General features: G+C 30.5%; 24 protein-coding genes. 5 read left to right on the top strand and 19 right to left on the bottom strand.

Annotated elements, in window-relative coordinates; translation table 11 throughout:
- Positions 1-2: 2 nt before the first annotated feature.
- The gene (locus FPB0191_RS05760; RefSeq protein WP_039104601.1) at positions 3-1598 is read right to left on the bottom strand and encodes an ABC-F family ATPase; all 1596 of its coding nucleotides are present in this window, start codon (positions 1596-1598) and stop codon (positions 3-5) included.
- 213 nt (positions 1599-1811) lie between these two features.
- Between FPB0191_RS05760 and yddG the strand changes: the two genes are divergently transcribed.
- A complete protein-coding gene (gene yddG, locus FPB0191_RS05755) occupies positions 1812-2726 on the top strand; it encodes an aromatic amino acid DMT transporter YddG (protein ID WP_039104599.1) in 915 nt (304 codons plus the stop codon).
- Between the two features lie 107 nt (positions 2727-2833).
- Here the strand turns inward: yddG and fabV are convergent, their stop codons facing one another.
- From fabV to msrA, 5 genes are all read right to left on the bottom strand, one after another.
- The gene (gene fabV / locus FPB0191_RS05750) at positions 2834-4039 is read right to left on the bottom strand and encodes an enoyl-ACP reductase FabV (RefSeq protein ID WP_039104597.1); all 1206 of its coding nucleotides are present in this window, start codon (positions 4037-4039) and stop codon (positions 2834-2836) included.
- A 145-nt stretch (positions 4040-4184) separates the two neighbouring features.
- The gene (gene phrB, locus FPB0191_RS05745; protein ID WP_039104595.1) at positions 4185-5618 is read right to left on the bottom strand and encodes a deoxyribodipyrimidine photo-lyase; all 1434 of its coding nucleotides are present in this window, start codon (positions 5616-5618) and stop codon (positions 4185-4187) included.
- A gap of 41 nt (positions 5619-5659) precedes the next feature.
- The gene (msrB, locus tag FPB0191_RS05740; RefSeq protein WP_039104593.1) at positions 5660-6106 is read right to left on the bottom strand and encodes a peptide-methionine (R)-S-oxide reductase MsrB; all 447 of its coding nucleotides are present in this window, start codon (positions 6104-6106) and stop codon (positions 5660-5662) included.
- A gap of 57 nt (positions 6107-6163) precedes the next feature.
- Complete coding sequence (locus FPB0191_RS05735; RefSeq protein WP_039104590.1) at positions 6164-6682, bottom strand: cytochrome b; 519 nt, start codon at positions 6680-6682, stop codon at positions 6164-6166.
- A gap of 36 nt (positions 6683-6718) precedes the next feature.
- Positions 6719-7252 carry a peptide-methionine (S)-S-oxide reductase MsrA gene (gene msrA / locus FPB0191_RS05730; protein WP_039104588.1) on the bottom strand — a complete coding sequence of 178 codons (534 nt, stop codon included), beginning with the start codon at positions 7250-7252 and terminating at the stop codon, positions 6719-6721.
- Positions 7253-7436: 184 nt separating this feature from the next.
- Here msrA and FPB0191_RS05725 point away from each other — a divergent pair, with 184 nt between their 5' ends.
- Positions 7437-7709 carry a DksA/TraR family C4-type zinc finger protein gene (locus tag FPB0191_RS05725; protein WP_039104586.1) on the top strand — a complete coding sequence of 91 codons (273 nt, stop codon included), beginning with the start codon at positions 7437-7439 and terminating at the stop codon, positions 7707-7709.
- Between the two features lie 47 nt (positions 7710-7756).
- On the opposite strand, the gene FPB0191_RS05720 is transcribed toward FPB0191_RS05725, so the two are convergent.
- The gene (locus FPB0191_RS05720; RefSeq protein WP_039104583.1) at positions 7757-8530 is read right to left on the bottom strand and encodes a DUF421 domain-containing protein; all 774 of its coding nucleotides are present in this window, start codon (positions 8528-8530) and stop codon (positions 7757-7759) included.
- Positions 8531-8987: 457 nt separating this feature from the next.
- Positions 8988-9353 carry a hypothetical protein gene (locus tag FPB0191_RS05715; protein WP_039104580.1) on the bottom strand — a complete coding sequence of 122 codons (366 nt, stop codon included), beginning with the start codon at positions 9351-9353 and terminating at the stop codon, positions 8988-8990.
- A gap of 663 nt (positions 9354-10016) precedes the next feature.
- Here FPB0191_RS05715 and FPB0191_RS05710 point away from each other — a divergent pair.
- The gene (locus FPB0191_RS05710; protein ID WP_039104578.1) at positions 10017-10694 is read left to right on the top strand and encodes a S24 family peptidase; all 678 of its coding nucleotides are present in this window, start codon (positions 10017-10019) and stop codon (positions 10692-10694) included.
- A 441-nt stretch (positions 10695-11135) separates the two neighbouring features.
- On the opposite strand, the gene FPB0191_RS05705 is transcribed toward FPB0191_RS05710, so the two are convergent.
- The 5 genes from FPB0191_RS05705 to FPB0191_RS05685 all read right to left on the bottom strand — a co-directional run bounded on the left by FPB0191_RS05705 (position 11136) and on the right by FPB0191_RS05685 (position 15239).
- Positions 11136-11480: a hypothetical protein gene (locus tag FPB0191_RS05705; RefSeq protein WP_039104576.1), complete on the bottom strand. Its 345-nt coding sequence runs from the start codon at positions 11478-11480 to the stop codon at positions 11136-11138.
- 644 nt (positions 11481-12124) lie between these two features.
- Positions 12125-12487: a hypothetical protein gene (locus FPB0191_RS05700; protein WP_039104573.1), complete on the bottom strand. Its 363-nt coding sequence runs from the start codon at positions 12485-12487 to the stop codon at positions 12125-12127.
- Between the two features lie 969 nt (positions 12488-13456).
- Positions 13457-13843 carry a hypothetical protein gene (locus FPB0191_RS05695; protein ID WP_039104571.1) on the bottom strand — a complete coding sequence of 129 codons (387 nt, stop codon included), beginning with the start codon at positions 13841-13843 and terminating at the stop codon, positions 13457-13459.
- A 107-nt stretch (positions 13844-13950) separates the two neighbouring features.
- A complete protein-coding gene (locus FPB0191_RS05690; RefSeq protein WP_039104570.1) occupies positions 13951-14343 on the bottom strand; it encodes a hypothetical protein in 393 nt (130 codons plus the stop codon).
- A gap of 449 nt (positions 14344-14792) precedes the next feature.
- Entirely contained in the window at positions 14793-15239 is a 447-nt protein-coding gene (locus tag FPB0191_RS05685) for a hypothetical protein (RefSeq protein WP_039104567.1), read from the bottom strand.
- A gap of 515 nt (positions 15240-15754) precedes the next feature.
- Here FPB0191_RS05685 and FPB0191_RS05680 point away from each other — a divergent pair.
- Both FPB0191_RS05680 and FPB0191_RS05675 read left to right on the top strand, forming a co-directional pair.
- Entirely contained in the window at positions 15755-16435 is a 681-nt protein-coding gene (locus FPB0191_RS05680; protein WP_052236814.1) for a LexA family transcriptional regulator, read from the top strand.
- An 890-nt stretch (positions 16436-17325) separates the two neighbouring features.
- The gene (locus FPB0191_RS05675) at positions 17326-18411 is read left to right on the top strand and encodes a glycosyltransferase family 9 protein (protein ID WP_110021854.1); all 1086 of its coding nucleotides are present in this window, start codon (positions 17326-17328) and stop codon (positions 18409-18411) included.
- A 68-nt stretch (positions 18412-18479) separates the two neighbouring features.
- Here the strand turns inward: FPB0191_RS05675 and FPB0191_RS11710 are convergent, their stop codons facing one another.
- The 6 genes from FPB0191_RS11710 to FPB0191_RS05645 form a co-directional block, all read right to left on the bottom strand.
- The gene (locus FPB0191_RS11710; RefSeq protein ID WP_052236813.1) at positions 18480-18869 is read right to left on the bottom strand and encodes a tail fiber assembly protein; all 390 of its coding nucleotides are present in this window, start codon (positions 18867-18869) and stop codon (positions 18480-18482) included.
- A gap of 11 nt (positions 18870-18880) precedes the next feature.
- Positions 18881-20401 carry a phage tail protein gene (locus FPB0191_RS11990; RefSeq protein WP_082018251.1) on the bottom strand — a complete coding sequence of 507 codons (1521 nt, stop codon included), beginning with the start codon at positions 20399-20401 and terminating at the stop codon, positions 18881-18883.
- Positions 20402-20426: 25 nt separating this feature from the next.
- The gene (locus tag FPB0191_RS11700) at positions 20427-20711 is read right to left on the bottom strand and encodes a baseplate wedge 1 family protein (RefSeq protein ID WP_082018250.1); all 285 of its coding nucleotides are present in this window, start codon (positions 20709-20711) and stop codon (positions 20427-20429) included.
- A 491-nt stretch (positions 20712-21202) separates the two neighbouring features.
- A complete protein-coding gene (locus FPB0191_RS11695) occupies positions 21203-21571 on the bottom strand; it encodes a tail fiber assembly protein (RefSeq protein WP_052236811.1) in 369 nt (122 codons plus the stop codon).
- 10 nt (positions 21572-21581) lie between these two features.
- On the bottom strand, positions 21582-23063 hold the full coding sequence (locus tag FPB0191_RS12260; RefSeq protein ID WP_193790357.1) for a phage tail protein: 1482 nt from the start codon (positions 23061-23063) through the stop codon (positions 21582-21584).
- Between the two features lie 441 nt (positions 23064-23504).
- A complete protein-coding gene (locus FPB0191_RS05645; RefSeq protein WP_039104565.1) occupies positions 23505-24116 on the bottom strand; it encodes a tail fiber assembly protein in 612 nt (203 codons plus the stop codon).
- Positions 24117-24123 lie beyond the last annotated feature (7 nt).

The following is a 24123-nucleotide window of genomic DNA, read 5'->3' as shown; positions in this document are numbered from 1 at the left end:
TGTTATGACACAATACCCTGACTACGAAGATAATCTTCATAATTACCACTGTAATCAATTACTTTTTCAGGTGTAATTTCGATAATTCTTGTTGCTAGAGAGCTTACGAATTCACGGTCGTGTGAAACAAAAAACAAAGTACCTTTATATAATTCTAAAGCTAGATTTAATGATTCAATTGACTCCATATCCATATGATTCGTAGGTTCATCCATTACAATGATATTTGGACGCTGTAGCATTAATTTACCAAATAACATACGCCCTTTTTCCCCACCCGATAAAACTTTAACATTTTTCTTAATATCATCTTGAGAAAAAAGTAAACGCCCAAGAATACCTCGAACCGCTTGCTCATCATCTTGTGGTTGTTTCCATTGACTCATCCAGTCAAAAAGATTGAGATCTTGATCAAACTCGTATTCATGATCTTGTGCATAATAGCCAATGTTAGCATTTTCAGACCATTTGATTTCACCTTGATCTGGACTCAATTCACCCATCAGTGTTTTTAATAGCGTAGATTTACCAATACCATTGGTACCTAGAATTGCTACTTTCTCCCCTACTTCAACCATTAGTTTAAGCTGTTTGAAAAGCGGAACATTATCAAAACCCTTAGTTAAATTTTCGACTACTAATGCGTTACGAAATAGCTTTTTATCTTGTTCGAAACGGATAAAAGGATTTTGTCGACTTGATGCTTTGACTTCTTCTAATTGAATTTTCTCGATCTGACGAGCTCGAGATGTTGCCTGTTTTGATTTTGACGCATTAGCACTAAAACGACTAACAAAAGATTGTAATTCGCTAATTTGTGCTTTTTTCTTAGCATTATCGGCTAATAAACGTTCTCGTGCTTGTGTGGCTGCCGTCATATACTCATCATAATTACCTGGATATATCCGTAATTCACCATAATCTAAATCTGCCATATGGGTACAAACCATATTTAAAAAATGACGATCATGGGAAATAATGATCATAGTACTTTCACGTTCATTAAGCACTTGTTCAAGCCAACGAATCGTTGCAATATCTAAGTTATTAGTAGGTTCGTCAAGCAATAGAATATCGGGATCTGAAAAAAGTGCTTGAGCTAATAACACGCGTAATTTCCAACCTGGTGCTATTTCACTCATTAAACCATAATGCTGTTCGACGGGAATTCCAACGCCTAATAAAAGTTCACCGGCACGGGACTCTGCACTATAACCATCCATTTCGGCATATTGAACTTCTAAATCTGCTACTTTGTAACCATCTTCCTCACTCATTTCAGGTAAAGCATAAATGCGATCACGCTCTTGTTTAACCTGCCATAATTCGGTATGTCCCATTATTACAGTATCAATAACAGTAAATTGCTCAAAAGCAAACTGATCTTGCTTTAGTTTACCAATGCGTTCATGTGGATCTAAAGCAACATTGCCAGATGTTGCCACTAAATCGCCACCTAAGATTTTCATGAATGTCGATTTACCACTACCATTAGCACCAATCAGTCCATAACGATTACCACCACCAAATTTAACCGATATATTTTCAAATAGTGGTTTGCTACCAAACTGCATTGTAATATTATTTGTACTTAGCACAGATTAACTCTCAGATTTAAAAAAATGTGGTCAAAAAATTGTGGGGTATTATGCCATATCGTGACAATTGGCGCGAGTAAATCAACATTTTTATCTAGTTTACTATAACTATATGATATAATAGGAATCGTAATTAGGTCTGATATCTACGAAAATTGTATATTAACCTCTCTTCTATTTTTAATCCCAAATAATGATGTGAAGTTTCATTCTATGACAAATAAAAATCGAGCGACTTTAATAGGTTTTTCAGCCATTTTATTATGGAGTTCTTTAGTTGGTACAATCCGTATCGTCTGTGAAAATCTTGGTGCTTATGGCGGAGTTGCAGTCATTTATAGTGCGGCAAGTGTAATATTACTGTTAATTTTTGGTTTGAAAACAATTCGTCATATTCCGAAACGATATTTATTTTGGGGAGGATTATTATTTGCAAGTTATGAGCTATGTTTCTCTTTATCTATAGGTTTTGCAAATAATGGGCGACAAGCAGTAGAAGTTAGTATGCTTAATTATTTATGGCCAACTTTGACTATTTTATTTGCTATTGCTTTCAATAACCAAAAAGCAAATTTTTTAATTATACCTGGCGCGATATTACCTGTTATTGGCATTAGTTGGGTATTAGGCGGAGATCAAGGCTTAAACCCTATGATGATGTTAGCTAATATACAAGATAATCCATTAAGTTATGCACTTGCTTTCATTGGTTCTTTAATTTGGGCTAGTTACTGTATGGTAACAGTCAAATTAGCTGATGGAAAAAATGGTGTAGCACTTTTCCTTATTTTCACTGCGATCATTATGTGGGTTCAATATGCTTTCTCTTCAGAACCTGCCTTATCAATTAATAGTTTCAGTTTAATTTTATATAGTTTTTTAGCTGCATTTGCCATTGGCGTTGGCTATGCGGCATGGAATTATGGGGTATTTTATGGCAATGTTACAATACTAGCTGGCGCATCTTATTTTATTCCAATCATTTCAGCATTTTTATCTTCGATTTTGTTAAATCTGACTTTAACTTACAGTTTTTGGCAAGGTACGGGGTTAGTTTGTTTTGGCGCTATGTTATGTTGGTTAGCAACGCGAAATAAAAAAAGTCATCTTAAAGAGATTAAGCAATGATAGCAATAATTAAGATATTGACTAAACGGATAATAATTAATTGATACTGTTTTAATTGTTTTAAAAAATCCCCCAGCACTGGGGGATTAAGCCATGGTTTTTACGGGTTAATTTGCAGTTAAATCAATAACATCAAATTTAACGTCTGGATTAACATCAGCATCATAATCAACACCACTAATACCAAAACCAAATAAACGTAAAAACTCATCTTTATAACCTTGGTAATCAGTCACTTGATAAATGGTATCATTAGTCACTTTTGACCAAATTTCTTTACAAGCGTTTTGTACTTCAGGACGTAATTCCCAATCATCTAAACGTAAACGATGATTATCGTCTGTTTCAGGTTCACCTGTTACATAAAGTTTAGTATAAAACATACGTTGAATTTGCTCTATACAACCCTCATGAATGCCCTGCTCTTTCATCACCTTAAATGACATAGCAATATATAATGGCATAACAGGGATAGCTGAAGAAGCTTGTGTCACAACTGATTTTAACACAGCAACATAAGCATGACCGTGTTTTGCAGCTAATTGATGATCAATTGCATGAGCTGCTCGATCTAAATCTTCTTTTGCTTTACCTAATGTTCCATGCCAGTAAATTGGCCATGTCAATTCTGTACCGATATAAGAATAAGCAACCGTTTGGGCATTGTCAGCTAATACACCTGCATCTGCTAATGCATTCATCCATAATTCCCAATCTTGACCACCCATTACTTTTATGGTATCAGCGATTTCTTGTTCATTAGCCGGTTCAACCGTTGCTTCAATTAAAACATCTTTGTTAGTATCAACAGCGACTGATTTATAAGGTTGTCCGATTGGTTTAAGTGAAGAACGTACCACTTCACCTGTGTCTGGCATTTTACGAACAGGAGAAGCTAAAGAATAAATGACAAGATCAACTTGACCTAAATCTTGTTTGATTAAATCAATCACTGTTTGACGACATTCATTAGAAAATGCATCGCCATTTACACTTTTAGCATATAAACCAGCCGCTTTAGCTGCCTTATCGAATGCTGCAGAATTATACCATCCAGCTGTGCCCGGTTTAGATTCAGTTCCTGGCTTTTCGAAAAATACGCCAATTGTTGCTGCATCAGAACCAAATGCTGCTGTAATACGTGAGGCCAATCCGTAACCTGTAGAAGCACCAATGACTAATACTTTCTTAGGTCCATTGGCAATTTTCCCTTTTGACTTAACATAAGCAATTTGTTGATTTACATTTTCCTCACAACCCACTGGATGTGTGGTTGTACAGATAAAGCCACGAATTTTTGGTTTAATTATCATAATTTTGTCTCAATAATTTTATAACATTTTTATTACATGTTGATATGTAACAAAATAAATTCATTTAATTTTTAATGTTAAAAAAGCAACTAATTCTATCATTTCTTTTAAAAATGTGCCAATAAGACAATACTGATCTTTCAGATCAAGATGTTAATTTAGCCATATCAAATGCAGTTAAGGTTTGTAGTCTTGCTTGTTTATGATCGACTATAGGTTTAGGATAATCAAGATTTAAATGCTGTTGCTCAGCCCATTTATGCGGTTGATGAATAAATTTATCAGGAACATCGGCTAATTCGGGTAAGTATTGCCGGATAAATTTACCTTGCGGGTCAAAACGTTTTCCCTGAGTTGTAGGATTGAAAATCCGAAAATAAGGAGCTGCATCTGTTCCAGTCGATGCAGACCATTGCCACCCACCATTGTTCGCTGCTAAATCACCGTCAATAAGTTGCGACATAAAAAAGGATTCACCTTGACGCCAATCAATCAGTAAATCTTTTACAAGAAAACTAGCAGTAATCAATCTTAAACGGTTATGCATCCAACCAGTAGAGTTTAACTGTCGCATAGCTGCATCAACAATTGGAAAACCGGTTAATCCTTTTTGCCATGCTAAAAAATCAGCTTCATTATTGCGCCAGATAATACGACAAGTCCAATCAATAAATGGCAAATTTTTAGATAATTTAGGATAAGCAACCAGAAGGTGACGATAAAACTCCCGCCAAACTAATTGGCTAAACCAACCATAAGCACCTGATTGGCTGAAATGTAGTAAGTTTGGATGTTTTGATAATAAATTCGATAAACATTGTCTTGGGGATAGTATACCAACTGTTAAATAGGCTGATAATTGACTTGTGCCATTTATGGACATAATATCCCGAAATGCTAGATAGTTCTCTACCGACTGTTCACAAAATTTATCTAAAAGGTTTATAGCCTGCTTTTCACCTATTGCAAAAAATGTGCTACTCAACATGGGATAATTAAATGATCTAATCTGTTTTGCATGATGTTCAGATAATAGCGATTGACAACGTTTATTAGGTTTAGGCAATACAGTTATCGAATGTTGTAAAAAATATTTTTGATAGCGCCGTCTGAAAGGTGTAAAAACTTGATACATATTACCACTACTAGTGACAACTTTTCCTGGTGGTAGCAATACTGAATCATCATAATGATGACAGCATATGTTATACAAACTTAGTTGATTTTTTAAGTTATTATCACGTTGCTGTTCATTAAATTCATATTGTCGATTGAAATAAACATCAGTCACTTTATATTGTTGACATAAAGATAAAACTACTGGAATTGAATCTTCAAATAATGCAACTTCCTTATAAATTAGTGGAATGTTTAATTCAGATAATTGATCATTAAGCGATTGCAAATGTTGATAAATAAACCAAGCTTGTCGCGCTGATAAATTATGTTTATGCCATTGCTTGGGCGTCGCAAAATAAACAGCAATTACCAATGCATTTGGGTCTGTACAAGCATGATAAAGTGCCATGTTATCATTAATGCGTAGATCATTACGAAACCATACTAAATGCACAGCCATACAATACCTGTCTTAGTAAAAAAGTGAATCAAATTAAAAAGCTACTTTTGTTTCGTAAATAATTTCAGATATTGTCCATACCCCTCTTTCTCTAATTCATTTTTGGGTATAAAACGTAATGCTGCCGAATTAATACAATAACGCAAACCGCCTGCTGCTTTAGGCCCATCATTAAATACATGCCCTAGATGGGAATCTGCATCAGCGGATCGTACCTCGGTACGATGCATACCGTAACTATTATCAGCTTTCTCGACAATATTGTTAGGTTCAACAGGTTTACTAAAACTTGGCCACCCACAACGCGAATCAAATTTATCTAAAGATGAGAATAAAGGTTCGCCGGAGACTATATCAACATACAATCCTTCTGCTTTGTGACTATTAAATTCATTATCAAAGGGAGGTTCAGTGCCATCTTGCTGTGTCACATATCGTTGCATAGCATTCAAAGCTAATATTGCTTGTTTTTTACTGACATTATTCATAAATCTCCCCTTTAAAATACAAAACAACGAATCTTCATCATATTCGTTGATACAAATTTATAGCATAGATTGAAGTACCTTATCCTTTACCCAAAAATAGTGAAATAATGCACCAATTATGTGTAAAAAAAGAAACATAATTAATAAGTAAGAACCATAATTATGAATAAGATGAAATATTACATAGCCATTGTTAGGCAATGAGACAGCGGGTATGGAAATTATCCCCAAAAAATTAAGTGCTTTACTACTCATTAAATAGCCGGAAAGAGGTAAAAGAAACAATAGTAAATAGATGAAACCTTGAACAGATTTAGCTAAAATACGTTGTAATTTATGCTCTCTGGGTATGACATCGGGTACCCCGTTTTTTCTGATGATTATAATACGCCATATGGTCAATAATAAAATGATGATCCCAAGAGATTTATGCAAAGAAAATAAATTAGCCATCGAACCTAACCAATTTACGAAATATAATTTATAAAGCGGTAAAGCAATAACGATGAAAACTAAACATGCTGAAAACCAGTGTAAATATTTTTGCTTATTAGTATATTGTGGATAATTTTGCATTTTCTTTCCTTTTCCTAAAAAGTCATGTTATAGAGGTTATTTCTTATGAGACCAATGTTTAGTGATGAAATCCGCTCGGCCAGATAATTGATTATAACGTTGATAATGATTAGGTTGTTTTAAATAAAAATTTTGATGATAATCTTCTGCAGGATAAAAAGGTTGAGCGGGTTCTATCGCTACCTTTATAGGTTTATTAAACTGTTTACTGTCTTGTAATGCTTTTTTCGATTCTAATGCCAGATTCTGCTGTTCAGCGTTATGATAGAAAATCACGGGCCGATAAGAATCTCCCCTATCGGCAAACTGTCCATTTCCATCGGTAGGATCAATTTGCTGCCAAAAAATTGATAATAATTGTGAATAGCTAATTTTGTTTGGATCATAAGTAATTTGTACAGCTTCAGTATGTCCGGTATCTCCCTTACATACTTGTTGATAAGTGGGATTAATCAAATGACCACCAGTATAACCTGATATAACCTTAATTACGCCATCATACTGATCGAATGGTTTTACCATACACCAAAAACAACCACCCGCAAAAGTTGCAAGTTCATAGTTTTTCATCCTATCACCCAATTTTTAACCCGTTATATTTAAAATTCAGTTATTTATATACTTTCATTTTATCATATCATTAAAGTAATTAACCACAAGCCAAACTTATTACTAAAATCAATATAACCTATTGATATTTAACAATTTATACCCATATATAGGCAATATAAAATCTATCAGGAGTAATAAGTATATGGCAGTTGGATGGGCGTCTGATGATGCCGTTAATCAACAAATTGAAAGTACAATAACTGATGGAATTGAAAACGCGCGACGTCAGTTAAATCAAAATTCAATCAGTGCAAAGTATTGTTTTGAATGTGGAGAATTAATCCCAGAAGCAAGAAGAAAAGCTATAAAAGGCGTAAAATATTGTATAGATTGTCAATATCAAATCGATAAACAACTTGAAAAAAATTTTTCATTATTTAATCGACGTGGTAATAAAGATAGTCAATTACGTTGAATAAGTAATTTATTGGGTAAGGTGGAATTATTTCCACCTTATTTAAGTTATTCCGTTGGCGTGGTTTTTTTGCTTACTCTTGGCTTTGTTGCTCTTTTAGTAGCGGTTTTTTTAACGGGTTTATCCTCTGTTTCTGTCAAAGTATTTTCATGGCGAACTTCATGATGTGCTTTAGGAGGTTGAACGACAACTCCATCGTTAGGATATATCCATAATTTATTATCAAACCATTCTGCACAGAAAATTTCACTCACTTCTTTGTATCCCTGTTTTTTGATTTCTTCATTTAACCAATTTTCATCTTTATGTAACTGTTCAAGATTATTTTGACTTATTGCACTATCTTCAATCACTAATACGGCAATATCTTTATCGCCTTTTTTGATAATGGTTAATGAACCATTTAATTCATACCAGACTTCTTTCAATTGATTAAAGCTATATACCCCTTGGATATTGACTAAAGTTTCAAAATCCCTAACTGGTAAATTCGCTTTTGTGAAATTTGTTGAAATCAAATGACCATTTTTAACTAACTGAATCGGTTTACCATCGATGGCATCTCTTAAACGAGAATTTTTCGATTTAATATAACGAATGAGAATTAATAAAGCTCCCCAAATGATAACTAAACAAGATGCATCTATAGCCGATACAGATGGACTTAATAGTGCACCACCAACTAAAGCACCAATGACCATACTACCGACTTGATCTAATTGGGACATCGGTGCAATTTGACTTTTACCAGATAATTTTACATAGATAAGTAATATTATAAGCGCTAATATAAATTTGGGTGTCATCTCTACTAAATACATAACCACTCTCCGAACAGTTTAAAAGTTAAGTCATTGTTTTATTAGAATATCATTAAAAATCAATATTATACAACTAATTTAAATGCTGAATTTGGATTGAAAAATGACAAAATAACATCCTTTTTATTACATAAAATCAATTCAATGAATATAAAATAAGAAATGAACGATATTGAAAATTTAAGTTGGATTGTTAAAAAGATGATTAAAAAATGAAGAAGTTATAATTAAGTAATTAAGGCAATTAATTAAAAGAAGATCAGAGTGGGATATGAAAACTAACCATTGTATCTAATTCCCTTTTAATAATTCTCTTTTAAAAAGATCTTAAGAAGAGAATTATATAAAATGAATGACTATTTTTATTTTGTTAATTTTTTTCTATTTGTCTTAATGGTTGATCATGTTAAGTTTTATGTAAAGACTATATAATTCATAAAATTAAAAAATGTTATAGTTAATTTGCGGATTCTTTAATTGATAAATATTTATGTAAAAATACATCATAAGAATACTTACCTTCGAAAAGACCTACGATTATTCCCAGGGAGTGAAGAACACATACAATCAATGCAGCAAGACACCAAAACGTAACTCCTTGATATTTTAAAATCCTAGATATACCAATTATTACTGCAATAATCATTAATAATTGAATTATAATAGTCACTAAAAAGATAAAATAATGCATAGTATTATTAAATGGGAAACGGCGACTAATGAACATGCAGATGGTAGATATAATCATAAATCCAAAATAATATCCCCAAAAAATTACCGCTAAAGTCAATTTACCACTAACTATTTTTTTTAAAATATCCATTATATTTATCCTTAATATTTATTATATTTAAGCTAACAGAGTTTATTATAAATCTCTTAGCTATTATCCAATTACTATCATAAAAGATTTAGTTTATTAATCAGCGCGGGAATTATAAAAAAAGCTATAAGATTTATCAAACATATTATTAATGCTATTATTCCCCAAAATGTTACTTTTTTCCTTAATATATTATATATACTTATAATGACCATTATAATAATGGTCAATAATGCTGGTTATTAAAAGAATTTCAAAGAAAGGTGTTGCAGGTATTCTGTTTGCAAAAATAAGGTATAACATATGCCAAAAATACTATTTATTAAGAGTCTAGGTAACCTCTTCTTTTTTCATATTTTTTAGAATCATCACTATTAATAATTTTGACTTAAAGTACTAATTCAGTAATATTTTTCTTTAGAGAAATCTCCTTCAATTTAATGTAACTAGTGTTATTGGTGGTATCTCTTGTTGAAATATAAACGACACCTAACTTAAGCTGATATAAAATGATTTTGAGATTTCAATTTCTTTAACAAATTATTTCCACCTCTTTAAAGCTAGGATAAATATTTTAATAATTTATTTTCACCATTGGTTTATTTAAAATTAAAGTTTAGCATTTGCTTGTGTAGTGAATAAAAATAAAAAATAGGAGCAACTATGAAGAAAAACCAATTACAAGCGCGTAGATCTAAAAATTTAAAACTATGGTTTTCAAATAGATCAATACCACCAAAAGAGAAAAGCTATATTTCTCAGCTAACTCATGGTAAAGCCCCTTTCGGGGAAAGATCAGCACGTCGTTTAGAATCTGATTATGGTATGCCTCCGTTTTATTTAGATAAATTACTTAACGAAGATTTAAGTGTAACTAATAATGTTAATGAAGATTACATCGATAATAATAAGTATGTAATAGAAGTTTTGGACGTAACTGCATTTTCAGAAAATAGAAATTTAAATAAAGATATAGTAGAACTTATAAAATGTATCGAATATGACAATCAGCTAGCAAAAACATTATTTAACGGAATGCCATCTAACAACTTAAAGATTATTAATGTTTCCAATGATTCGATGCAAGGAACGTTTGAGAATGGGGACATTATTTATATAGATATTACAGTTAATCAATTCCAAAATGATGGTATATATATATTTACCTTTGAAAATAGATTATATGTAAGGCGTCTTCAAATGATAAAAAATAAGCTTGTTGTGTTATCAGATAACAAGAAATATAGAGATTGGGAAATATTAACTGATGAGTTTGATCAATTAGGTATACATGGTAAAGTAATATTAAGTCAATCTATGATGCTTAAAAAGCATGGCTAATATGAACTTAGCTATAAACTTAGTCATTAATTAATACCCTCATTGAATACTTGAGTACTATATATCATTCACACTGACTTTGTGTTTTTATTGTTTAAAATTGTCATAAAATAATCTTATTTTTATTGCTTTGGTAGAAAAATACCATTAATTGATTTTTTATTCCTTGCACAACAAAATAGTATGCGATGTTTCTTCAAGTAAAGGCGATTAATTAAAAGAAGATCAGAGTGAAATATGAAAACTAATCATTGAATCTAATTCCCTTTTAATAATTCTCTTTTAAAAAGATCTTAAGAAGAGAATTATATAAAATGAATAACTATTTTTATTTTGTTAATTTTTCCATTTAGCTTAATGGTTGATCAGTTAAGTTTTATGTAAAGACTATATAATTCATAAAATTAAAAAATGTTATAGTTAATTTGCGGATTCTTCAAATTATAAATGTTTATCTAAAAATTCATTATAAGAATACGAACCATCTAAGAAACATATGATTATTCCCATGCAGTGAAGAACACATACAATCAATGCAGCAAGCCCCCAAAACGTAACTCCTTGATATTTTAAAATCCTAGATATACCAATTGTTACTGCAATAATCATTAATAATTCAATTATAGTAGTCACTAAAAAGATACAATAAAGCATAGGTTTATTAAATCCGAATCCGTAAGTAATGCCCATGCAGGCAGTCGCTATAATTATAAATCCAAAATAATATCCCCAAAACATTACCGCTAAACTCAATTTACCACTAATTATTTTTTTTAAAATATCCATTATATTTATCCTTAATATTTATTATATTTAAGCTAACAGAGTTTATTATAAATCTCTTAGCTATTATCCAATTACTATCATAAAAAATTTAATTTATTAATCAGCGCGGGAATTATAAAAAAAGCTATAAAATTTATCAAACATATTATTAATGCTATTATTCCCCAAAATGTTACTTTTTTCTTAGTATATTTAATATACTTATAATGGTCATTATAATTATAATGCTGGTTACTAAAAGAATTTCAAAGAAAGGTGGTGTAGGTATTCTGTTTGCAAAAAATAAGATATAACATATGCCTTATTAAGAGTCTAGGTAACCTCTTCTTTTTTCATATTTTTTAGAATCATCACTATTAATAATTTTGACTTAAAGTACTAATTCAGTAATATTTCTCATTAGAGAAATCTCCTTCAATTCAAGATGTAACTAGTGTTATTGGTGGTATCTCATGTTGAAATATAAACGATACCTAACTTAAGCTGTGCAAAATGATTTTGAGATTTCAATTTCTTTAACAAATTTTTTCTACCTATTTAAAGCTAAGATAAATATTTTAATAATTTATTTTCACCACTGGTCTATTTAAAATTAAAGTTTAGCATTTGCTTGTGTAGTGAATAAAAATAAAAAATAGGAGTAACTATGAAGAAATGCCAATTACAAGAACGTAATAAGAATACTCACCATTTATCAAACATCCGATTATTCCAAGGCAGTGAATAGCACATACAATCAATGCAGCAATACGCCAAAACGTAACTCCTTGATATTTTAAAATCCTAGATATACCAACTATTACTGCAATAATCATGATTAATTCAAGGATCACCGTCACTATAACGATACAATTAAGCACAGATTCATTAATTATACCACTACTAAGGGCTATTCCACCACTTATGCCCAAGCAGATATTAGCTATAATTATAAATCCAAAATAATATCCCCAAAAAATTACCGCTAAACTCAATTTACCACTAACTATTCTTTTTAATATATCCATTATATTCATCCTTAATATTTATTATATTTAAGCTAATAGAGTTTATTATATTTTAATAATAAATCTCTTAGCCATTATCCAATTACTATCATATAAAATTTAGTTTATTAATCAGCGGCGGGAATTATAAAAAAAGCTATAAAATTTATCAAACATATTATTAATGCTATTATTCCCCAAAATGTTACTTTTTTCCTTAGTATATTAAATATACTTATAATGACCATTATAAAAATAATCAATAATGCTGGTTACTAAAAGGATTTCAAAGAAAGGTGTTGCAAGAATTCTGTTTGCAAAAAATAAGGTATAACATATGCCTTATTAAGAGTCTAGGCAACCTCTTCTTTTTTCATATTTTTTTAGAATCATCACTATTAATAATTTTGACTTAAGGTACTAATTAAGTAATATTTTTCATTAGAGAAACTCCTTCAATTCAAGATGTAACTAGTGTTATTGGTGGTATCTCTTGTTGAAATATAAACGACACCTAACTTAAGCTGATATAAAATGATTTTGAGATTTCAATTTCTTTAATAAATTTTTTCCACCTCTTTAAAGCTAAGATAAATATTTTAAGAATTTATTTTCACCATTGGTTTATTTAAAATTAAAGTTTAGCATTTGCTTGTGTAGTGAATAAAAATAAAAAATAGGAGCAACTATGAAGAAAAACCAATTACAAACGCGTAGATCTAAAAATTTAAAACTATGGTTTTCAAATAGTATGCGATGTTTTTTCAAGTAAAGGCGATTAATTAAAAGAAAATCAGAGTGAAATATGAAAACTAACCATTGAATCTTATTCACTTTTAATAATTCTCTTTTAAAAAGATCTTAAGAAGAGAATTATATAAAATGAATGACTATTTTTATTTTGTTAATTTTTCCATTTAGCTTAATGGTTGATCATGTTAAGTTTTATGTAAAAACTATATAATTCAATAAAATTAAAAAATGTTATAGTTAATTTAGGGATTCTAATGCATCAAGAGCGATTGCATAAGTGTCTAAAAAAACATCATAAGAATAGCAACCATCAAAGAAAGATTGCATCATAAATATCCAGTTAAAACCACATACAATCAATGCAACAATAGGCCAAAATGTAACTCCTTTATTTTTTAAAATATTAGATATACCAATAATTACTACAATAAGCATGATAAATTCGAGTATAACAATTACAGTAATGATACTATAAAGCACAGGTTCAGTTATCACACCTAAAAGAGCTACTACATAACCTATGATAATGCCAATATTCATTACAGTTCGAAATACAAAATAAAATATCCAAAAAGTTACCGCTAAACTCAATCTACCATCAACTAGTTTTTTTAAAATACCCATTATATTCATCCTTATTGTCTTATTATATTTAACCTAATAGAGTTTATTATATTTTAATTATAAATCTCTTAACAGTTATCTAATCATTATCATATCAATTTAGTTTATTAGTCAGCAACGGGAACTATAAAAATAGCTATAAAATTTATCAAACATATTAATAATGCTATTATTCCCCAAAATGTTACTTTTTTTCTCAGCATATTAAATATACCGATAATGACCATTATTATTATAATAAAATCAATAATGCTGGTTACCAAAAGAATTTCAAAGAAAGGTGTTGCGGGTATTCTATTTGCAAAAAATAAGGTGTAACATATTCCAAAAATATTTTCCACAATAAAGCGAATTGAAATAAAAAAAATCCAACTTTCAAGAGATAGGATATAACATATGCCAAAAATACTATTTACAATGAGACGAACTAAAATATAAAATATCCAAAAAGTGACCGCTAAACTTAATTCACCCCTAGCTAGTTTGTTTAAAATATTCATTATTCCCACGCTGTAATATATCTAAATTAAATGTAGTCCAAAATTCAATTAATTTTTCTATTACTTACATATAAAATAGCTTTTATTAATAATTATTCTCTATTTTAGGATAAATTCCCGAATTATTTTATATAAATTAAATAATCTGTTGGTTCAACAAATCTAATTAGATAAAATAAATCAGTACAAGAAATTAGTCTATAAAATTGCGGGGAATATATAATTGAAGATAAATCAACTATAGTCAATTTCTCTATAGTTGATTATAAATAATAACTTTAAATAAAATTTAAAAAACTAATGGATTAATAAAATTTCTGATAGGAAGTTGGTAAAGTTTCACATGTCACCCATGGAAAATAAAACCTATAATCGTTATATCTAATTAATCATTTATTAGTTCATGTTTTTATTTATATTCATCATTAATTGAGTTGCTCGTTAGATAATTATTTTATTCTAGTACAAGTAACTTCAGTTTTATCTTTTTTATTACTTGAACTGTCTTTATCATATTTTTGGATATTTTCATATTCCTCAATTACAAGAAATTTATTATCATTTATTTTTCTTAAGGTTTTAGTTGATTTAGCAATGTAATCGTCCCCTTCAAATGTCTTTGTTTCATTTGTATACTTATCAAGTAAGTCATTAGCTTCATGCCATCCTCTATCATCTTGTTTCCGTACATACAAAGAATTATTTTTATTTTTGTATTTTATTGATGCTTCATGTGTTCCATTTATTGTAAATTCACCGAAATTATTTCCATCCCAAGTAGATTTATATTCGATAGCTTCACATTTCCAATCACCTACAAGCATTTCTTTTGTAACAGTCTTATCACAACCAATCAAAAATAAACTAACCAAACCAATCGAAAATACCTTTTTCATACCATTCTCCTTATTTTTGGAACAATAATATATAAAATCCTTTAAAACATCAAATACGATTTTAGCTATATTTTTGTGCAATTAAACACGGAAATCCACATACCACAAGGGACTCGAATGCTATCTGCTATTTTTTGAATTTAATAATACAGTTATACCCTATTTTCTAGCATCGGTTAATAAAATGTCTGATATAGAACAAAAAGAATTTACTGTACAATTCATGGGACGTTCGATTGAAGGTGATTATCCTTTCAACGTTAGAATATATCTAAATTAAATGTAGTCCAAAATTCAATAAATTCTACTATTACTTGCAAATAAAATAGATTAAGGTACTGATTCAGTAATATTTTTCATTAGAAAAATCCCCTTCAATTCCTTTAGCAAATTGGTTTTTCCACCAATTTATAGTTAAGATAGATATTTTCATCATTGGGTTATTTAATATTATATTTTGCTAGTTACGTGTTTAACTCAAACTATAGTATTTAAATTTTAAAAAGGAATGCTTTATGCGCAACACATGGCAAAGCTTAGTAAAGAAAAAAATGAAGGGTATTGGTGAAACTCAAGAAGGATTAGCGGAAAAATTGAATGTTACCCAAGGCAGTATTGCTCATTGGTTATCTGGCCGGAGAAAACCTGATATAGATATAGTAGCATCAATAATAAAAGCAGTTGGAATTAAGAGTATAACAATAAGTTCAGATGGTTCTGCCGATGAAACAAACTCGCAACTAAATTATAATAAAAATAATTTTTATATTGAAGGGTTAGATGTTACAGCTAACACCGACAATGGATATCTTAATTCGGATGTTATGGAAGTGATAAAATCGATAGAATATGATTCGGATCAAGCAAAAATTTTATTTAATAATATTGACGCTAATAATTTAAAAGTAATCAATATCGTTGGTGACAGTATGATGGGAACTTTTGAAAGTGGCGATTCAATTTATGTAGATATATCAAAAAAAGAGTTTAATGGTGACGGCATATATGTTTTCTCATTTGATAGAAACTTATATGTTAGACGATTACAAATGATTAAGAACAAGTTATTTGTTATATCGGATAATAAAAAATACAAAGAATGGAATATTAACGAAAATGAATTTGACCTTTTATACATACACGGCAAAGTAATGTTAAGCCAATCAATGATGCTTAAAAAAACACGGCTAATATGAGCTTATTGTTATAACTATTTTATTTTAGGAATGAAGTAGCTTCCATAGCTAGATTGTGATTTCAATTGGCTATTTCTGTATTTAAGGACAATACTTGAACTAGCAACTATTCAGTTATTGACCACTATTTTTTAGAGTGTTGATCAGTCCTAAACTAACTAATTCATTTAATACTGATAAATGGCGCTTTTATCCTTTATACCTAAATAATCAATTTACGGTGAAATGCTAATCTTGTTACTCGTTTTACCCTATCTTGTTGATTTACAAGTTATTAACAGATACACACGTAAAGCATTTGATGAATTTCAACCATTAACTCAACTATAACGGCATTAGAAACCTGAAGGGATTAGCTATAAAATGATTCATTATTTAACATCCATCATAGTGTACTCGGCTTATTGAGCACCGTTCTTACTAACCAAATCGGTATCAATATCAAATCCAGCCTTCTTAAGGTCATAAATGTGAACGTTCAATCAATAACAACCGTATAAATTCCATGCTTGTAATGAGTTAATGGCTCTACCAATCTGCAAATGAATTAATATCCGTTCGCAATGGCTTTGTATTTTTTGATTTTCAGCATAAAAATCACTTTCTACGAATAATTAACCAATTAACAATAAATCCGATAACTAAAGTTATTGAAAATGATATCAATATTGCGATAACTTATATTTATTAATTTTTTATAACCAAAATTATATAATTAGAAAGTGAGAGTCTCTATGAATACATTTAATGAACGATTTAAAATTGCATATTATGCAAAAAAGTCTTAGAAAATTAAAAACTTAGTACTGCTCCCACTTTTATTTCAAACGTTCCGATAGTAAATAATGATGTAAAATATAAATAATATAACTAACTATAAACCTTGAATTATGAAAATTTTAAAAAAGATAAATAGAGAAAGAATTAAATTTACAAGAAATATTAAATTCAACTTTAAAATATTTTTCTCTTATAAAACTACCCCTGCCATATTAGAAATAAATAAATGTAGAAATATTGGTATCTTATTTTATGGCAAGCAGTTGGGAGATACATTGGTTATGAGTTCAATACTAAGACCTCTTAAAGAAAATAATTTCAAAATATTTATTTTCTGTGATGATAAAGCCAAAACAATTTTAGAAAACAATGAATATCTAGATCAGTTGATTATTATTAAAAGTTTGAAGCATATAGATGAATATAATCATCTTAACATTGATTTATTGATTGATCTTACCTATAACACTCTGACTGAATATCATAGAATAATACTAAAAGAAAAAATAAATCCAATTTATTCGATTTATCTTTATCTTCATACTAGCACACGAAAAGAGCCATCATACGAAAAATTAACTCGAATACACAACGAAGCAATAATTTATAAAGAATACAATAAGCATTGTGAAAATATATATAAACATATCTTAGAACGATTAAACATTACAAACTATGGAAAACTAAGCTATATTTTTAATTTAAAAGAAAATAATTTGTCTAATGCAAAAAATTTTGTTTCAAACTTTGATGGCAAAAAAATTATAATCTTCAATCCATTTGCTGCAAATGATAAAAGGAGTTTGTCTATTGAAAAAACAATCAATATTATGACATATCTAAATGCTGTATATGATCATAAAACTATCATAATTGGAGACCCACGTTTAATTAATTCATTACCATGTTTTAATAATGTTATTAAATTTATTAGTAATGATATAAGTGATGCAATTGCGTTACTTTCTCTTAGCGATATTGTTATAAGTGTTGATACATCAATCGTTCATTTTTCTAAAATATTCAATAAAAAATTAATTAGTCTCTATAATAATTTAATGTGGGGTCGGTTTAATAACAATTTAATTTGGTCTCCGAATTACAATAATTCTACTCAATTATTTTCAAAAAGTGAAAATATGGATGATGTCGATCAAAGAGAACTTTATCAAGAGATACAACGAGCTTTAATCTAATTACCTTCAAATAACTTATTAAAAAATAAGGGACTAATATACTTAACTATATATTAGTCCTATTATTACTAAAAGATAGGTTTTTCCGGATATTCAATATTTACTATATTATTAACGTCTATCCGCGTTAATAATATACGATACCTTTTCCATTCTTTAATCCGTTCCTCCTCATTACCTTCTTGCATATCTAAATCAATAGCATCTTGCAGCATCGATATATTGTTATTAGCTTCTTCTAGTAAACTACTTATAGCTAATTTGTTCATATTTATGATTTTTTGTTGATAAGATGCTTTCTTTGTTACATCCTCAACCCATTCGCCATCAACATAGCTACAAGTTTGATAAGTGAGCTGATCAACCAATTCATACTCACCATTTTCGTGTTTATAGATTACTTTGTTTTCAGCATTTGCTTTTACGGCTAAATCAGCATATTCTTTATTACTTATCATAATTGTCCCTATTAAAATCCATAAGCTAAAAATGTAAGGGTGGAATAGGTATAATTGTAACCCTGCGATCTTGATGCTTCGCATCTAAATGTAGAAGGCTGTTTGTCTTGAGCAGCACTAGTTGTACTTACAGTGTCATTTAATGCTAGCGTATTGACCAAAATAACGTATTTATTAGATGAGAATGGAGTGACCAAGTTGTGAACAGTAGACATATTAAATATACCTTGCTTTATCCCTCCTTGCTCAACAAAGCCATTACTCCACTTTCTATACCAACTGCTACCGTCTTCGCTAGCGTATGTTTCTATAATATGCGCTGACCCTATATGGCTTTTTATATTTTCATCAGTTATTAATTGTGTAGGTTTTTTCCAAGTACCTTGGTCGCATTCTTGATAGAATAATTTTGAAGGAGACACGCCTACTTCTGTAAAAAATCTAGATGAGAATTTCCATCCATCACTTGTTGTTCTGTAGGGTAAGATTACCCCAGCAACTCCAGAACCAATTTTAATATATGGTTTAATCGATTCTGGCATATTGGCATAGGTACTACCAAAAAAAGAGGCATTCTGCTCGTTTAAATTATCGGATATATTTGTAAGAGACAAGTTTTGATGACCTACGCCATATTCATCTTGCTTTATTAATTTTTTACCTTGTGCATAAAAATCACCCATTGCATAAACTGTCCCAAGGCGACAATTAACTACGACAGTGCTATTAATCGCAGTATCTTTTTGACCTGAAGCATGCATCGGTGCAAAACCAACACCGTTCCATGATGCAAATGTTAAATTGGCTGTTTTCCCTAGTTTGGCATCATCCGCACCGGTAACTATAGCGAATCCACCACCTCCGGCTTCATGTGCAAGAATGGCATTCGGAATAGTGTTTGCTGCAGCTTGTATCCAACTATTTGATGCCATAATATCATATGTTTTTGGTTGGTTAGATTTTATTAATCCACTAACGATTCCGCCAGTTTTAGGGAATGCATTAAGCGCTTTATCATAAGCTTTTTTTGCGGTATCATTCGCCGTATTTGCACTATTTTGTGCATTTGATGCTAAATTGTATGCTGAATCGTATGCCTTTTTGACAGCTAATGGGGTTGCTGCCTCGGATTCTGATACGCTATTCACTGCCGAATTAAGCTGAACGATCCCCTTTCTGGTTAAACTGGCATCATCTAACAATTTTTTCCATTTTGTTGTGTTCGTTGAAGGTTTAGCGTTATTATTTTCGTTAGTCGCAATGTATAAAATACCGTTATATTTAATTACGGCATTAACGGGATATGTGACCTTATCACTCCATTCCGGCACACCTTGTTGAAGTAAATAAAGCATATGTTTATCAACTCTATTAAATGCTCCATTAAACCATTCCATTGGTGGCTTTGAGTCGGTTAGTTCAATTGTTGCACCCCATCCACGATTGATATCAGGGAATGCATTGAGTTCTTCTTGTTTTGCACCCTCAGCAAAAATTAAATAATCTGGGGTTTCTTGTACTTCTCTTGACATTGCTGTCCTCCTACATTTTGAATCCTTACGAATTTACCAGATACCAAAGCTGTTTTACTTGGCTATCATTAGAAAATCCAAAAGGTGTATGATTCACTAAAACTATTGATTGATAATTAACGCCAATTGGTCTAACTAAAATATCTATTTTGCTAATGGCATAAAATAATAACAAATTGAGATGATCACTATTAAGAATGATATTCATGGACATGGTTTGCTGCTCTATCACATTACCATTCAAGCTTATAACAAATTTAATTAATTTGACGATATTTGATCGTGTGCTGTTTCGATAATTCTTAGTTATTCGCGTTTAATAAAAAAGCAATAATCATCATATTAATAGAAGTCATCTATTCCAGATGATTGCCATGATGGTATTAAGCACTTTTGGCTTAGTGAGATACAGCCTTTTCCCTATTCAACAATCATCTCTACATTATTAACAATGCATATTCTCTAAAACCAATATTGGAAATATATAAAAATTTTGTAATATCGGTAGTTTGTTAATTGTTTTAATTGACTAATTTCTGTATTGAATAAGAAGTAATGAGAATAGAAATTGTCGATAAATGAATATAAACAGTCATTTTAATAATAAAGGCAACTTACAAATTCCTTTCATCGGGTTGAATTTAAAAATGGGGGCATGCCCCCATTTTATTAATCAGATTTCGATAGTCATGTGATATCAGACTCTTGATTAATATCAATGCGATTTAATAGCACCTGACATTATTTCATATCTGGAAATCCTTTTTTCTTTTCTGTAGCTATTACAGTATCATGAAAAAATTAATTTGGTTTGGATGGAAATTTTATATCAATATTATTGGTATCAATACGAGTTAAAACAATACGATACCGTTTCCACTCCTTAAGTTGCTCTTCCTCATTAGTTTCTTGCATTTCAAGCTCAATAATATCTTCTAATATTTTTATTTTCTCATTAGCCTCAATGATTAGATTATCCTTTCTAATTTTATTATTAAAAATAATATCTTCTTTTGTTATTTTCGGTTTTGATAATTCTAAAAATTCTTCTTCAGTAATTCGCTTTAATCCCGATTGAACGGTTATTTCGGAACCATCGGACTCTCCATATTCAGGCACATCATCTTCGTAAGCATAGACTTGATTATCATCATTTTTGTAAAATTTCATAAAAAAACTCCTATCTTAATTCAGTCCAAGTCTCAATGACCCAATAACCTTTCAAACAATATACTGAACCAACTGGTACTATAGCGGATAATGTTCCCCCATTGTTATAACTTGAATTCCGCCAAATTTTTGCAACCGCAATATTATCAACATATAGTGCATTTTCACTAAAACCAGCATCACTCGGTAAAAAAGAGACATTTACTAATATTGGTTTATTTGTTGTATTTGTATAATTTACGCCAAAAGCTCTCAATTTTTTGACATTTTGCCAGGTCTGACCTATTCCAATGCCATTTTGGTAATTGTTTATTATTTCATTAGTTATTAATTGTACGGGTTTTTGCCAAGTACCATTGTGGCATTCTTGATAGAATATTTTTGACGGGATCCCGCCTACTACTGTAAAAAATCTTGATGAAACTTTCCATCCCTCACTTGTTGCTCTATAAGGTAGATTTATGCCAGCAATACCAGCACCATTATCAATATATGGTTTAATCGATTCTGGCATATTGACATATGTACTACCAAAAAAAGAGGCGTTCTGCTCGTTCAAATTATCCGATATCTTTGTAAGAGATAAGTTTTGATGACCTACGCCATACTCACCTCGCTTTATTAATTTAATACCGTTTTCATAAAATCCCTTTAATGCTTTAACCTCCCCGTTGCGACAATTAATGACAACAGTACTATTAATAGCCTTATCTTCATTGTCTCCTGTCTGCATCGGAGCAAAACCGACACCGTTCCATGATGCAAATGTTAAATTGGCTGTTTTTCCTAGTCTGGCATCATCCTCACCAGTAACAATAGCAAATCCACCACCTCCGGCTTCATGTGCAAGAATGGCATTTGGGAAAGTGTTTTCTACAGCTCGTAACCAATTCTTAGAAGCAACAATATCATATGTTTTTGGTTGGTTAGATTTTATTAATCCCTCAACGATTCCACCAGTTTTTGGGTATGCATTATTTGCTTTATCATATGCTTTTTTTGCAGTATCATTCGCCGTATTTGCACTGTTTTGCGCATTTGATGCTAAATCGTATGCCTTTTTGACAGCTGATGGCGTTGCTGCCTCGGATTCTGATACGCTATTCACTGCCGAATTAAGCTGAACAATCCCCTTTTTGGTTAAACTTGCTTCGTCTAACAATTTTTTCCATTTTGTTGTGTTCGTTGAAGGTTTAGCGTTATTATTTTCGTTAGTCGCAATGTATAAAATACCGTTATATTTAATTACGGCATCAACGGGATATGTAACCTTATTACTCCATTCCGGCACACCTTGTTGAAGTAAATAAAGCATATGTCTATCAACTCTATTAAATGCCCCATTAAACCATTCCATTGGTGGCTTTGAGTCGGTTAGTTCAATTGTTGCACCCCATCCACGATTGATATCAGGGAATGCATTAAGTTCTTCTTGTTTTGCACCCTCAGCAAAAATTAAATAATCTGGGGTTTCTTGTACTTTTCTTGACATTGCTGTCCTCCTACATTTTGAATCCTTACGAATTTACCGATACCAAAGTCGTTTTACTTGGCTATCATTAGAAAATCCAAAAGGTGTATGATTCACTAAAACTATTGATTGATAAATGACGCCAATTGGTCTAACTCAATGATTGCCTTGATGGTAATAAGCATTTTGGGGTTAGTGAGATACAGCCTTTTCCCTATTCAACAATCATCCCTACATTATTAACTATGCATATTCTTTAAAACCAATATTGGAAATATACAAAAATTTTGTAATATCGGTAGTTGGTTGATTGTTTTAATTGACTAATTTCAGTATGGAATAAGAAGTAATGAGATTAGCAATTGTTGATAAATGAATAAAAACACTTATCTTAATAATAAAGGCAACTTACAAATTCCTTTCATGGGATAGAATATAAAATGGGCGCATGCACCCATTTTACTATTCAGGTTTCGCTGGCCACGTGATATCGGAATTTTGATTAACATCAATGCGATTTAATAGCGCCCGATATTTTTTCCACTCTGTGTATAGCATTTTTTCTTTTTCTGTAGCTATTTCAGTATCAATTGCATCTTGAAAATAATTAATTTGATCTGTTGCCTCTTTAATTAAATCAGCTTTTTTAGTTGTGGCTTGTTCAACATAAAATTGGTGCTTTCTTTGCTTATCAAGCTCCCATCCTTTCCCGTTCCACCTATCAAAATCGCTAGTCGGTTTAAGTAATGTAAACTCATCAGAAATCTCGCCAATTTTAATTTGTATTGATTCGGCAAGTGTTTCTTTTGAGTAAATCGTTTGTCCTCGATAATCATTTAAATAAACCCATTGGTTATTTTCTCTAACTATTGCCTTTCCATTTTCAACCGGAGAAGGTTCATCTGTACATGAATTTGCAGGAACGCTTACCCCTTCATTGATAAATTCATAGGTGACGCCGGTAAACTCTTTAGTTTTTGAATCATAGTGATAGACTTCTGCCCAGCCTGCAATTTTTGCAAAACCTGTTGCTGGATCAAATACGGCTTGTGTAGGTTTTATTTGATAACCCATTTATAAA

Origin of the sequence: Frischella perrara, from assembly GCF_000807275.1 — a bacterium.
Taxonomy (GTDB): domain Bacteria; phylum Pseudomonadota; class Gammaproteobacteria; order Enterobacterales; family Orbaceae; genus Frischella; species Frischella perrara.
This window is presented reverse-complemented; position numbering and strand designations above follow the sequence as displayed.

What these genes read in the sequence shown, in the direction of transcription:
- yddG (WP_039104599.1), top strand. Translation starts at nt 1,812, where the DNA reads ATGACAAATAAAAATCGAGCGACTTTAATAGGTTTTTCAGCCATTTTA.
- fabV (WP_039104597.1), bottom strand. Translation starts at nt 4,039, where the DNA reads ATGATAATTAAACCAAAAATTCGTGGCTTTATCTGTACAACCACACAT.
- phrB (WP_039104595.1), bottom strand. Translation starts at nt 5,618, where the DNA reads ATGGCTGTGCATTTAGTATGGTTTCGTAATGATCTACGCATTAATGAT.
- msrB (WP_039104593.1), bottom strand. Translation starts at nt 6,106, where the DNA reads ATGAATAATGTCAGTAAAAAACAAGCAATATTAGCTTTGAATGCTATG.
- FPB0191_RS05735 (WP_039104590.1), bottom strand. Translation starts at nt 6,682, where the DNA reads ATGCAAAATTATCCACAATATACTAATAAGCAAAAATATTTACACTGG.
- msrA (WP_039104588.1), bottom strand. Translation starts at nt 7,252, where the DNA reads ATGAAAAACTATGAACTTGCAACTTTTGCGGGTGGTTGTTTTTGGTGT.
- FPB0191_RS05725 (WP_039104586.1), top strand. Translation starts at nt 7,437, where the DNA reads ATGGCAGTTGGATGGGCGTCTGATGATGCCGTTAATCAACAAATTGAA.
- FPB0191_RS05720 (WP_039104583.1), bottom strand. Translation starts at nt 8,530, where the DNA reads ATGTATTTAGTAGAGATGACACCCAAATTTATATTAGCGCTTATAATA.
- FPB0191_RS05715 (WP_039104580.1), bottom strand. Translation starts at nt 9,353, where the DNA reads ATGGATATTTTAAAAAAAATAGTTAGTGGTAAATTGACTTTAGCGGTA.
- FPB0191_RS05710 (WP_039104578.1), top strand. Translation starts at nt 10,017, where the DNA reads ATGAAGAAAAACCAATTACAAGCGCGTAGATCTAAAAATTTAAAACTA.
- FPB0191_RS05705 (WP_039104576.1), bottom strand. Translation starts at nt 11,480, where the DNA reads ATGGATATTTTAAAAAAAATAATTAGTGGTAAATTGAGTTTAGCGGTA.
- FPB0191_RS05700 (WP_039104573.1), bottom strand. Translation starts at nt 12,487, where the DNA reads ATGGATATATTAAAAAGAATAGTTAGTGGTAAATTGAGTTTAGCGGTA.
- FPB0191_RS05695 (WP_039104571.1), bottom strand. Translation starts at nt 13,843, where the DNA reads ATGGGTATTTTAAAAAAACTAGTTGATGGTAGATTGAGTTTAGCGGTA.
- FPB0191_RS05690 (WP_039104570.1), bottom strand. Translation starts at nt 14,343, where the DNA reads ATGAATATTTTAAACAAACTAGCTAGGGGTGAATTAAGTTTAGCGGTC.
- FPB0191_RS05685 (WP_039104567.1), bottom strand. Translation starts at nt 15,239, where the DNA reads ATGAAAAAGGTATTTTCGATTGGTTTGGTTAGTTTATTTTTGATTGGT.
- FPB0191_RS05680 (WP_052236814.1), top strand. Translation starts at nt 15,755, where the DNA reads ATGCGCAACACATGGCAAAGCTTAGTAAAGAAAAAAATGAAGGGTATT.
- FPB0191_RS05675 (WP_110021854.1), top strand. Translation starts at nt 17,326, where the DNA reads ATGAAAATTTTAAAAAAGATAAATAGAGAAAGAATTAAATTTACAAGA.
- FPB0191_RS11710 (WP_052236813.1), bottom strand. Translation starts at nt 18,869, where the DNA reads ATGATAAGTAATAAAGAATATGCTGATTTAGCCGTAAAAGCAAATGCT.
- FPB0191_RS11990 (WP_082018251.1), bottom strand. Translation starts at nt 20,401, where the DNA reads ATGTCAAGAGAAGTACAAGAAACCCCAGATTATTTAATTTTTGCTGAG.
- FPB0191_RS11695 (WP_052236811.1), bottom strand. Translation starts at nt 21,571, where the DNA reads ATGAAATTTTACAAAAATGATGATAATCAAGTCTATGCTTACGAAGAT.
- FPB0191_RS12260 (WP_193790357.1), bottom strand. Translation starts at nt 23,063, where the DNA reads ATGTCAAGAAAAGTACAAGAAACCCCAGATTATTTAATTTTTGCTGAG.
- FPB0191_RS05645 (WP_039104565.1), bottom strand. Translation starts at nt 24,116, where the DNA reads ATGGGTTATCAAATAAAACCTACACAAGCCGTATTTGATCCAGCAACA.